The organism is Candidatus Paceibacterota bacterium, assembly GCA_026195275.1.
Taxonomy (GTDB): domain Bacteria; phylum Patescibacteriota; class Minisyncoccia; order Phycocordibacterales; family JABMNX01; genus JABMNX01.
Window position 1 is genome coordinate 55,279 of sequence record JAPHQU010000004.1, and the last position, 12,157, is coordinate 67,435.

Annotated in this window: 7 protein-coding genes, 2 tRNA genes and 2 rRNA genes; 10 read left to right on the top strand and 1 reads right to left on the bottom strand. The window is 47.3% G+C overall.

Going from position 1 to position 12,157, the window contains the following annotated elements:
- The first annotated feature begins 43 nt into the window (after positions 1-43).
- From OQJ98_02735 to rodA, 8 genes are all read left to right on the top strand, one after another.
- On the top strand, positions 44-688 hold the full coding sequence (locus OQJ98_02735) for a hypothetical protein (protein ID MCW9054871.1): 645 nt from the start codon (positions 44-46) through the stop codon (positions 686-688).
- Between the two features lie 228 nt (positions 689-916).
- Entirely contained in the window at positions 917-1,600 is a 684-nt protein-coding gene (locus OQJ98_02740; protein MCW9054872.1) for a hypothetical protein, read from the top strand.
- 659 nt (positions 1,601-2,259) lie between these two features.
- Positions 2,260-5,654 (top strand): 23S ribosomal RNA (locus tag OQJ98_02745).
- Between the two features lie 67 nt (positions 5,655-5,721).
- Positions 5,722-5,882 (top strand) — tRNA-Pro (locus tag OQJ98_02750).
- Between the two features lie 21 nt (positions 5,883-5,903).
- Positions 5,904-5,981, top strand: a tRNA-Pro gene (locus OQJ98_02755).
- 97 nt (positions 5,982-6,078) lie between these two features.
- A 5S ribosomal RNA gene (gene rrf / locus OQJ98_02760) occupies positions 6,079-6,186 on the top strand.
- A gap of 430 nt (positions 6,187-6,616) precedes the next feature.
- On the top strand, positions 6,617-7,378 hold the full coding sequence (locus OQJ98_02765; GenBank protein ID MCW9054873.1) for an FxLYD domain-containing protein: 762 nt from the start codon (positions 6,617-6,619) through the stop codon (positions 7,376-7,378).
- Positions 7,379-7,383: 5 nt separating this feature from the next.
- Complete coding sequence (gene rodA, locus OQJ98_02770) at positions 7,384-8,544, top strand: rod shape-determining protein RodA (GenBank protein MCW9054874.1); 1,161 nt, start codon at positions 7,384-7,386, stop codon at positions 8,542-8,544.
- A 3-nt stretch (positions 8,545-8,547) separates the two neighbouring features.
- Here rodA and OQJ98_02775 read toward each other — a convergent pair whose 3' ends face one another.
- A complete protein-coding gene (locus OQJ98_02775) occupies positions 8,548-9,693 on the bottom strand; it encodes a glycosyltransferase family 4 protein (GenBank protein ID MCW9054875.1) in 1,146 nt (381 codons plus the stop codon).
- Positions 9,694-9,788: 95 nt separating this feature from the next.
- On the opposite strand from OQJ98_02775, the gene OQJ98_02780 reads away from it, so the two are divergent.
- A complete protein-coding gene (locus OQJ98_02780; GenBank protein ID MCW9054876.1) occupies positions 9,789-11,144 on the top strand; it encodes a sugar transferase in 1,356 nt (451 codons plus the stop codon).
- Between the two features lie 9 nt (positions 11,145-11,153).
- A partial coding sequence (locus OQJ98_02785) for an NAD(P)-dependent oxidoreductase (GenBank protein MCW9054877.1) occupies positions 11,154-12,157 on the top strand: 1,004 nt, incomplete at its 3' end.

Sequence of the window (12,157 nt, forward strand, 5' to 3'; positions counted from 1 at the left end):
TGGTGGTTGCGTTCCGCTTCGGGAAGCGTACAATGGTTCGCATATGGACGTACTTGATAAATTATTTGGCAGCACCGCGCGAGTTCGGATCCTGCGACTCTTTCTCTTTAATGAGGGGGATAGTTTTGAGAATGCTGATATTACAAAACGTACTCGGGTAGCGGCGGCGACAGCGCGTAAGGAGGTGGCGATGATGGAGAAGATTGATTTGATCAAGCGCTGTACATTTTCGACTGAGGTTATACGGGGAAGTGGAAAGAACAAGAAGACCACCAAGAAGAAGGTTCATGGATGGACGCTTAACCCGAAGTTTGAATATCTCTCAGCGTTGCGTAATTTTCTTCTTATCGTTGCGCCGATAAAGGAGAACGAGTTGATACAAAAGCTCTCAACGGCCGGTAGGTGTAAGCTGGTTGTTGTTGCCGGGGCCTTTATCCAGAATCCTGATGGAGAGATTGATCTATTAGTTGTTGGTGATCGTCTTGACGAGACAAAGCTTGAGCGCGCGGTTCGTGATATCGAGACCAAGATGAGTCGTGAGCTTAGGTACACAGCCTTTGCGACTGACGATTTTATGTATCGCACGAATATCTACGATAAGACCATTCGGGATATATTTGACTATCCGCACCAGACCGTCCTAAACAGGCTTGGAGGGCGGTACGAGGGTGACTGGTTCTCTTTCTGATCTTAATTACATGGCTCTGTTGTGGGTGGGGACGTCTTTTCCACAGGAGGGTAGAAATACCCGCTAAAACAAATGATATTATATAGATGCACACACCCTGTGTGCATAACGGTCGATTGTCCCGAAATGGGATGATTCATTGATAGAATATCCGTACTTTTCTAAGGTTCGGATTAGCCTAGGCATCTGTGTCGAGATATTTAGAATATCGACATGGATATATACCATATGTTATTACAAACATGGACTGAGGTACTCCAGCAGTCATTCCAGGATCTCTGGCTTGGCGTTGTTGCTTTCGTACCGAGTCTTGTTGTCGCATTGATCATCTTTGTTATTGGATGGATCGTCGGCGCAGTACTTGGACGAGTTGTTGCACAGATCGTTGGATCCCTTAAAGTAGATAACGCGCTTCGCAGTGCAGGATTTGAAGAGGTCTTCAACCGCGCTGGCTTTACCATGAACTCTGGAGGTTTCCTCGGAGGATTGGTCAAGTGGTTCGTTATCATTGTCTTCTTGGTGGCAGCACTCGACGTGCTCGGACTTAGCCAGGTGAATGTGTTCTTGCAGGAGGTTGTTCTCCTCTACCTTCCACAAGTGATTGTGGCGGTACTCATTCTCTTGGTTGCTGCAGTTATTGCAGAACTCGCACGTAATGTTGTTGCTGGAGCTGCGAAGGCCGCAAACATGATCTCAGCAAACCTTCTTGGAAGTGTTGCGAAGTGGTCTATTTGGGTCTTTGCTGTCCTTGCCGCGCTCAACCAGCTCGGCGTGGCAACTGCTTTCGTACAGACACTCTTTACTGGAGTGATTGTTGCACTCTCACTTGGATTCGGACTTGCGTTCGGTCTTGGTGGACAGCAGGCAGCTGCGTCATACCTCGAGCGACTTCGCGGAGAGGTTCGCGAGTAATTCGCGCGCATCACGATGATTTTTTGAAACACCCCGTGCCTTCGGCACGGGGTGTTTTGCATAGGGTCCATAAAGAGGGAACCGCACCCTGTTTGTAGGACGCGGCACCAGTTTGCTTCGCTTCAGGTGGCTTCTTGTGATTCTCTAAGAATTTCTTTCGCTTGCTTTAGTGTTGTGAGTCCTCCTGAAAGAACCCCACCATCTCACAAGACGGAAGTGTCTTTCTTTAGAGAGTGTTATGTAGACTGCGCCTCCCTTGAATGCCATGAAGCTGGTGCACGGTATATTCTAAGGGTCCGAATACTCAGGAATAGCACGGTGTCAGCTGGGTTGTTGACTCAAAAACCCGCCTCGTGTATACTGCTGTCTACGTGATTATGAGTATTGATTTGAAGAACACCAACAAGCGGGGGCGCTAGCCGGGGCATCGACTCATGACTAACGCAGCCGCGATCTCGCGGTTTTTTTCTTGCCTTCACTCATAACTGACATCACGAGAACTTTGACAACGTCATAGGATCCATCTGGTCGGAGAGACTAGGCGGATCCGCAGGTAAAAACAAACCAAGACTAAAACTAAATGTTTACGTGCCGCTGTAAGCAAGCGGCACACACGAGTGTGGCTATGGTTATACTCGTGTAGCGGTTTTTAGATTTCCTGATAGGAGATCTAAGAGCGTGTGGTGGATACCTAGACTGAAAAAGGCGATGAAGGACGTGGCATGTCTGCGATAAGCTTCGGTAAGGTGACTAGCAACCTTTGACCCGGAGATTTCCGAATGGGGGAACCCGGCCGACTCTGTCGGTCACCTTTCTACTTGATAGAAGGGAGCGCACCCGGGGAAGTGAAACATCTCAGTACCCGGAGGAGAAGAAACCAATAGGAATTCCCGTAGTAGCGGCGAGCGAACTGGGACGAGCCCAAACTCGATTTCACCTCTACCATCTGTGTTTACACAGGTGCTAGAGGTGGTATCGGGGGTTGTAAGGCAACAATGTCATTTTTTCGAAAATGAGAAAAGTTACAAATTGTAATGTTAATGGAAGCTTCTGGGAAGAAGCACCCAAGAGGGTAACAGTCCCGTACATGAAAACATATACAACTTTTTTGTTGTTGTCCTTGAGTAGCTCAAGACACGAATAGCTTGAGTGAATCTGCCAGAACTAACTGGTAAGGCTAAATACTTTTTCAGATCGATAGTGAACTAGTACCGTGAGGGAAAGGTGAAAAGTAGTCCGGTGAGGACAGTGAAATAGACTTGAAACCACATGCTTACAAGGAGTCAGAGCGGTCGCAAGACCGTCATGGCGTGCCTATTGAAGAATGAGCCAACGAGTTCATATATGTTGCAGGCTAAGCCCTTATCGGGTGGAGTCACAGGGAAACCGAGTGTGAATAGCGCGAACCATTATGTAGCATGTATGAGACCCGAAGCTCGGTGAGCTTGCCATGGGCAGGGTGAAGTTTGTGGAAACACAGATGGAGGCCCGAACCGGGAGGTCGTTCAACGCCTTCGGATGACCTGTGGTAAGAAGTGAAAAGCTAATCGAACCGAGTAATAGCTGGTTCTCTCCGAAATAGCTTTAGGGTTAGCGTCGTGTGTTCCTGTTGGGGGTAGAGCACTGGCAGGTGTGAATAGGGGGAAACCTCGTCATTCCTATCAAACTCCGAATACCAACAGTTAATAGCGCGGCAGTTAGAGTCAGGGGGCTAAGCTCCTGTGCTCAAAAGGGAAACAGCCCAGATCCCAAGTTAAGGTCCCAAAATTCACGTTAAGTGCACTTAAGGAGGTGAGATTTCTCAGACAATGAGGAGGTTGGCTTAGAGGCAGCCATCCTTTAAAGATAGCGTAACAGCTCACTCATTCAGAGATTTCGCGCCGCAAATGATCGGGGCTAAACGTGATACCGAAACTGGGGGCTTTCCATTCATTCGTGAATGGGGAGCGGTAGGAGAGCGTTCTGTTCTGCGATGAAGCCGAAGGGATAACCCACGGTGGAGCGTTCAGAAGTGAGAATGTTGGCACGAGTAACCGCATGGCATGTGAGAATCATGCCCGCCGAAAGATCAAGGTTTCCTTCGCGATGTAGATCAGCGAAGGGTTAGTCGGGCCTAAGCCGATCCCGAAGGGGGGAGGCGATGGACACATGGTTAATATTCCATGACTTTACGAATATGCGATGGGATGACGGAGGGTTGTACTCTGAGCGCATTATTGGATTTGCGTTGGTGCTGTGAGGGGGTCTCTTAGGGAAATCCGGGAGACACCACCCCAAGCAGAGCGAAAATGGTGCGGTTTCGGCCAATCCAAATTCAGAGGAGCACGCTTCCAAGAAAAGTCTCTAAGCTTCAGTATTCGTAAAACCGTACCCCAAACCAACACAGGTGATCAGGTCGAGAAGACCAAGGCGAACAAGTGAGTCTTCCTCAAGGAACTCGGCAAAACAGCGACCGTAACTTCGGAATAAGGTCTGCCTGTGCAGCCAATAGAGGAGTTCATGAAGAAAACAAAAGATGAGACATGTCATATATGTATGCATATACATGACAACGGGTGCAAGTGTTCGATCGAGAGATCGAATCCTCTATTGGCTGCGTAGGCCGCAGCTAAAGAGCCCTGGCGACTGTTTACCAAAAACACAGCTCCCTGCGAACTCGTAAGAGGATGTATAGGGGGTGACGCCTGACCAATGCCAGAAGGTTAAGCACGGATGGTGTGATGAGTTTACTTGTCATGCTGGGCTGTGTAAGCCCTGGTGAATGTCGGCCGTAACTATAACGGTCCTAAGGTAGCGAAATTCCTAGTCCAGTAATTTTGGACGTGCACGAATGGTGTAACGACTGGGGCACTGTCTCGAGGAAGAGCTTGGTGAAAATGCAATGGCGGTGAAGATGCCGCCTACCTGCAGCTAGACGAAAAGACCCCAGGAGCTTTACTACAGCTTGATATTGGGGGTGTGAGTTGACTGCGTAGCATAGATGGGAGACTTTGAAGCGGACCTTTCGGGGATCGTGGAGTCGCCAGTGAAATACCATCCTTTCAATTTGCATTCTCTAACCTGAACGGAAAAAACGTGTAGGGACAGTATCTGGTGGGTAGTTTGAGTGGGGCGCTCTCCTCCTAAAAAGTAACGGAGGAGTCTATTAAGGTCCTCTAGGCGCGAATGGAAACCGTGCCGATAGTGTAAAGGCAAAAGAGGGCTTGACTGCAAGGGGTACATCCCGAGCAGGCGCGAAAGCGGAGCTTAGTGAACCGAGAGTTTCCTTTAGACGGAGCTCGAGATTAACGGATAAAAGTTACCCTGGGGATAACAGGCTGGTATTGCCCAAGAGTCCATATCGACGGCAATGTTCGGCACCTCGATGTCGGCTCACCTTATCCTGGGGCTGGAGAAGGTCCCAAGGGTTTGACTGTTCGTCAATTAAAAAGGTACGCGAGCTGGGTTCAGACCGTTGAGAAGTTGAATTTATTTGACTTCTCAACAGTCTGAGTCCACTCTAACGACACAAAATCGAAGTCTTTTCGTTTATTCAATGAGAATTAATCAATCTAATCACGGCGGCTGGGTGTTTTCGTAACACCTAGTAAAGCTGACTTATATCGGTAAAACCCGAACCCATTCAGGGAGGGCAATACCGAGGAAACCCCGCACTTGCATGCAAGTGAAGGGGGTCCGTAGAGACTGAACGTCAGTTATCTGCACACTGTAATGGTGTGTCAGTTAAAGCTACAGTCCAATGCACGAAGTAATTCGTGAGAACATGCGTGAGACAGGTTGGTCTTAATCTGCTGTGGGCGTCGATCTTTGAGAGGAGTTGTTCCTAGTACGAGAGGACCGGAATGAACTGACCTCTGGTGTATCGGCTGTCGCGCCAGCGGCACTGCCGAGTAGCTATGTCGGGAATGGATAACCGCTGAAAGCATCTAAGCGGGAAGCCAACCTCAAGATAAGAGATCATAGACCCCTAGGAGATGACTAGGTGATAGGCTCTCGGTGTACGCACAGTAATGTGTTTAGCCAAGGAGTACTAATTCGTCGTACTCCTGTTAGGAAATCTGAAAATCGCTGTAAACAAAAAGTTTGTTTTTACCAACTCAAGTATTCAATGATGGGTGTTTGGGGCCGTAGCTCAGAAAGGTCACACGCTGTTTCTCAGTTCTTTTGGATTGATTTACTCCATGAGCTGCCAACTTAAGGGGTGGGTCAGGAACACGCGTGTGTCGCGAGAGAGCATCTCGTCTTGGGAAGGTCGCAGGTTCAAATCCTGCCGGCTCCACCAACTTTCTATCATGAATAGTAACGGGGTGTAGCTCAGCCTGGTGGAGCGCTGGCTTCGGTAGCCAGAGGTCGAGGGTTCGAATCCCTTCCACCCCGACCATTCGTGGTCACCATCATTGTTTTTTCTTTGTCCGACATGGAGTCGGACTTATCATTGAGTACTTGAGTGTGACGTGTTAGATATTCGCACCTTTTGTTCTGGTGATTAATCGCTGAGGAACCACCTGTTCTCATTCCGAACACAGAAGTTAAGCTCAGTAGAGGCGATGATACTCTTTGATGGGGAAAGTAGCTAGTCGCCAGAACAAAAGGTGCGAATTTTTGTTTGTTGACCCAGAGTGTTCTTTTTGAGATACTACCGCTTGGTATATGTGGCGCGGAAGAGTGAGTCCTCGGTACCAACTTGAGGTAAGACCTCGTGGTCAAATCCACTAGTCACAACAGTTCGTAGGCAAAGCGGCTGTTGTGGATCTGTGGCATTTGAAGATGAGATAAGAAGTAATAAGAACAACTTCTGTCTTGATCTCTTGTGTCGACCGAGTGTTCGGTATATTCGCGATATATCGCATCACTCCTGGTCTATAGTGACACGTTTCTCACAATTCTCGTGTCTTACTTATAGGGTCGTAAGTAGTACGCTGCCACGTCGGACGGACCGAGTGTTGCACTTGGTCCGTCCGATCTTTTCAACCGTCTATAGGGCGGTTTTTCCTTTTTTTGTTACAATAGAGATATATGTCATGGGCAGCAAAGCGTCGAGCAATATACCTCGGAGGTGTCACACTCTTCCTTTTCGTGGTTGTTGGGGTGCCTGTTTTTCTTCTCTGGTATGAACAACCAACATGTTTTGATGGAGTACAGAACCAAGGGGAGCTCAGTATCGATCGAGGTGGGCCATGTGCGCTTCTTCATGAGTCACAAGTGCAGCCTGAGGTGGTATTGTGGGCGCGGTCATTTGAAGTGATACCGGGCGTATACAACGCAGTAGCGTATGTGAGCAATCCAAATTTCTCCGCAGGGGTAGTCGCGGCGCCATATTCATTCAAGCTCTTTGACGCGGAGAATATACTTGTTGCGGAGCGGAAGGGTGTCACATACGTAATCCCTAATGCTATCACGTCGGTGTTCGAGGGAGGTGTCGCAACCGGGAACCGTGTTCCCGCAAGGACATTCTTTGAGTTCCTTTCGCCACTTGAATGGGAGCGGGTTGATTCTCCAGTAAAAGGTCTTGCGGTAGGAGACCGAGAACTTACCGAGGAGACCTCAGCACCACGAATCACCGCGGAAATTAAGAACAACTCGTTCTCTGATATTCATAATATTGAAGTGGTTGCTACCGTGTTTGACGAACAGGATACCGCGATAGCCTCGTCGCGCACCGCTATAGAAAGCCTTCAGCAACAGTCATCACAGATTGTGGTCTTCACATGGCCTCGTCCATTCACTGGAGTCGTGAGTAGAATCGAGATCGTTCCGCAGGCACCATTTCGAGAGTAGTCCTCATGAACGGTTGGTTATCACAAAAAGAGAGAGTGGTCCGGAGCGCACGAACACTGTTTTCTCATATTGATTGGGTGCTTCTTGTGTCTTCTTTACTCCTTGTGGGGGCGGGGGTGCTCACCATGAACTCGTTTGTTGGTGAGAATTATTTCTTTGAGAACCAATTGATCTGGGCGGCGGTCGGGGTCGCTCTCTTTTTTGTTTTGAGTTTTATTGATTTCCGATTTCTTCGTCGAACGAGTACTATTGTGGCACTTTTTCTCGCTTCGACGTTCCTCCTCCTCCTGATATTTGTTTTTGGAGACATTGCAAAAGGAGCGCAAAGTCGTTTTGACTTTGGCGTGTTCGCGCTCCAACCGTCTGACCCGATCAAATTGGTGGTGATCCTCTTGCTTGCGAAATACTTCTCGCGCCGACACATCGAGATTGCAAACATTCGACATATTCTCGTCTCAGGCTTTTATGCTTTCGTTATATTCTTGCTAGTTCTCTTGCAGCCGGATTTTGGCTCAGCGGTCATTATTGCGATGCTCTGGTTTGGCTTCGTGCTCGTCTCGGGCATATCAAAGAGACACCTCTTGCTCGTATTGCTTCTTGGCGCCGTTGGACTCTTTGGTATGTGGTCGTATGTCTTTGAGGACTATCAGAAGCAGCGCATTCTCACTTTCTTGCATCCACTAGCTGATATCCAAGGTACGGGGTATAACGCGTACCAGTCAACTATCGCTGTTGGTTCCGGGCAGATTCTAGGGAAAGGTGTGGGATACGGAACACAGTCGAAGTTGCAGTTTTTACCCGAGTACGAGACCGACTTTATATTTGCCGCATTTGCAGAAGAATGGGGTTTTGTTGGGGTGATCATGCTCTTTGGCATATTCTTTATCGTCATCTGGCGTATTCTTGAGAACGCAATGGTGGGCGCGAGTAATTTTGAGATTCTCTTTGGTATTGGATTGGCAATCTTATTTATCAGTCATTTATTAGTGAACGTTGGTATGAACATCGGGCTTCTGCCGGTCACCGGAACAACACTGCCGTTCATGAGCTATGGGGGTTCTCATTTGGTAACTGAATATATCGGTCTCGGAATATTGATGGGGATGCGTCGTTATGCACGGGCGACACACAAAGAAGACACACACCGCGAATTCATCGGTATGTAGAGATTATGATTCATAAATACGCACAGTCTTCCGTAGCATCTGTTCCAGAGAGAAGTCAGCAACAACTTTTTCTTTGAGTGCTTCGCCATATCTCTGTCGTAACCCCGGGTTATCTATGAGAGAAAGAACAGCCTCGGCAATTGATTGAGAGTCGCGGGCAGGGGTGAGGATCCCGTTGTCTCTTGAGGTGATGATCTCCGGTATGCCACCAACATCACTTGCCACAACCGTTCGTTCGGAGAGCCCCGCTTCAAGTATGGTATAAGAAAGCGCTTCTGATATAGAGGTGAGGGTGAAGATATCAAATGCTCTGAGATACTGTGCGGCAGTATCAATAAAACCAAGGAAAAATACACAATCAGATAACCCCGCGTCTTGTACTGATTTTTGTAAGTTTTTTCGTTCTTCACCTTCGCCAATAACAACAAAGATAACCTTAGGGTGCGTTTTTCGTATTTGTTGAAGCGCCCTGATCGCATAGAGGAGTCCTTTCGTTGTATGGAGCTCAGAGACAGTGCCGACCCAGAAAGCGTCTTTCGGCAGAGACTCTCGCATATTTGGATTGTTCTCAAGGATGATCTCTCGAGCTTCCTCTGAGGTGAACACCCCGGCTTGTTTTACACCATTGTGTATGACAACGGTTTTTCTCTTTGTGAGTGGTCCGCGTCCTATCTGGTCTTTGATTTGGTGTGATACGGCAATTGTCTGATGCGAGAGTAAGACGGTGAGCCATGAGAAAAACCAAAGCAGCACCTTTTGCCAGATAGGGCGCTCTTCGTTAAACGCCCAACCGTGTGCAGTGAATATGATACGGGGGACCTTTGTGATGCGCCCCATGAGCGCGCCGATACCACTGATCTTTGAGCTGTTGAGGTGGATAATATTCGGACGTGTCTCCTTGAGGAGCGAGTACACATTCTTAAATACAGCAAAGTCTTTAAATAAAGAGATGTCTCGATCAAGACCATTTATCGAGACGGTTTGTATATCGACTTCTCTAAGCTTATCTTGAAGTACGCCCTGCCCACCAAACGCAACAGTTACCGCGTACTCTTCTTTTGGCAGTGAGGACGCAAGATCAAATACATAGCGTTGCGCTCCGCCGAAATTTGATTTGGTTATAAGGAAGAGGATATTCTTTTTCTTCATGTATATGCTAATAGTACACGATACTTCACAAGATCAGTAACACGTGAGTAACTTGTCATCTTATATTTTTGTTGTATTGTGAGAGTCATAGACACATGACTATCGCAAACAAAAAAGAGCCTTTTGCCTTGCTTTTTGGTGATATTGCCGCATTCTTGCTCGCACTATGGGTAACGCTGTTTGTGCGTTACGCAGAGGTGCCAAGCGACACCCTCTTTTATAACCATCTTGAACCGTTCTCGGTTCTCTTTCTGGTGTGGGTAGCAGTATTCTTTATCTCGGGTCTTTATGATAAACACACGACACTTCTCCGCAGTAAGCTTCCCAAGGTCGTTCTTAATGCCCAAACGGTGAATATTATTCTTGCTGCACTTTTTTTCTTTCTTGCGCCATTTGTAAACATTGCTCCAAAGACGAACCTGGTACTCTACTCGGTGATATCATCTTTATTTATACTTGTGTGGCGGATGTTCATAGCAACCCGTATTGGTGTGCGTAAAAAACAGCGCGCGCTGATTATCGGGCATAGCGATGAGGTATCGGAGCTTGTTGGGGAGGTGAACACAAACCCGCGGTATCTCCTCGAATTTGTACATATCATTGATGTTGATAGCACAGATGATACCCAAGCAATGCACGACAAAATACTTTGCGCGATCAAGGAAGGTGTCGCTGTCATCGTCATTGATATTAAGAGTCGCAAAACCGCCGGGCTTCTCCCGGGTATGTTTGCTGATACTGAGGATGTAACTCTCCTTGATATACATGCGGTCTACGAAGATGTATTTGATCGAGTCCCAATTGGCGCACTTAACGAGAGTTGGATATTTGAGAACATCTCAACAAGTCCCCGAGTTTTCTACAACATACTTAAACGTGCCATGGATATTAGTGGAGCAATCCTCATCGGAGGTGTATCGCTTTTGATATACCCATTCGTCATCATGGCTATCAAGATAGAAGATGGTGGAGACATTTTTATCACACAGAGACGTGTTGGAGAGAATAACGAAGTCTTTTCCGCGTACAAATTTAGGAGCATGGAACGCAACGAAGATGGTGTATGGATAGGCGAGACGAGCAACGTGGTTACAAAGGTTGGTGCGCTTATCCGGAAAACACGTATCGACGAATTGCCCCAACTCTGGAATATTCTGCGTGGAGACATGTCGTTCATTGGTCCGCGGCCTGATGTGCAGGGGCTCAATGAGCGCCTTTCACGCGAGATCCCATTCTATAACACACGAAGCGTGATCAAGCCGGGTCTTTCGGGGTGGGCACAGATAAAGCAGGATTACGAAAAAGGTAACCAAATTAGCCCGCAGTCGGTTGTAGATACACAAGCACGTTTAATGTATGATGTGTACTATGTTAAAAACCGTTCGCTCCTGCTTGACGTAGTGATCGCGTTAAAGACGATAAAAACTGTCCTATCCAAGTTTGGGTCATAACAAACAGACATGAAACAACACACACTATTTATAACTGGGGCTGCTGGGTATGTCGGCGCGATGCTCTGCGATCAATTCTCAAAACGCGATGACGTCACGCGGATTGTTGCGCTCGATAAAGAGCTTGAGCCGGATCTTCTCAGAGGAAATGACAAGGTGGTGTGGATCACTGCAAATACGTCAGATAGCACATGGCAGAGGGAAGTAGCAAAATACAATCCCGATGTTGTTGTACATACTGCGTGGCAGATTCGTGAGATGTATGGAGACCGACCACTTGAGTGGAAGTGGAACGTTGATGGTTCTGATAATATTTTTGATTTCGCTTTTGACACGCCGGCAGTTAAACGACTCATACATTTCTCAACAGTATCTTCTTATGGCGCATTTGCAGACAATCTTACCAGTCATCAGTATAAAGAAGATGAACCATTCCGTAAGACTAATTATCTTTATTCCGAAGAGAAACGTGTGTGTGAAGAACATCTTAAGGAAAAATATGATGTAGCTAAAAAGCAAAGGGACATTTCAGTGTCAGTTCTCCGACCAGCTGCGATTACTGGACCTCGAGGACGTTTTGCTCGTATCCGATTTGGGCTTCAGGCATCCCTGTCCGGTTCTCTTAAAGGACAGGGGTCAATCCTTTATAATATTATTTCGTTATGGGTATCGTTTGTACCAGTAACACCAAAATGGCTACGGCAATATGTTCACGAAGATGACGTCACTGATATTGTGTCAAGATTAGCTTTTGATGATGTCTCTATTTCATATGAAGCATTTAATCTAGCGCCTCCTGGAGAAGCAGTGTATGGCAAGGACATGGCAAAGGCAGTAGGGAAGAAAGCGTTACCTATTTATCCGTGGATGGTACGACTTGCATTTTTTTGGGTGTGGCACTTAACACGGGGTCGTATACCTACGGCGCCAGGTAGTTGGAAGGGGTACTCGTATCCAATTTGTGTTGATGGAACAAAGATTACAAAAATGCTCAACTATACATATCGTATGCC

Bases quoted from the DNA above. Each gene is read 5' to 3' on its own strand.
- OQJ98_02775 (MCW9054875.1), bottom strand. From the start codon at position 9,693: ATGAAGAAAAAGAATATCCTCTTCCTTATAACCAAATCAAATTTCGGC.
- OQJ98_02780 (MCW9054876.1), top strand. From the start codon at position 9,789: ATGACTATCGCAAACAAAAAAGAGCCTTTTGCCTTGCTTTTTGGTGAT.
- rodA (MCW9054874.1), top strand. From the start codon at position 7,384: ATGAACGGTTGGTTATCACAAAAAGAGAGAGTGGTCCGGAGCGCACGA.
- OQJ98_02765 (MCW9054873.1), top strand. From the start codon at position 6,617: ATGTCATGGGCAGCAAAGCGTCGAGCAATATACCTCGGAGGTGTCACA.
- OQJ98_02735 (MCW9054871.1), top strand. From the start codon at position 44: ATGGACGTACTTGATAAATTATTTGGCAGCACCGCGCGAGTTCGGATC.
- OQJ98_02740 (MCW9054872.1), top strand. From the start codon at position 917: ATGTTATTACAAACATGGACTGAGGTACTCCAGCAGTCATTCCAGGAT.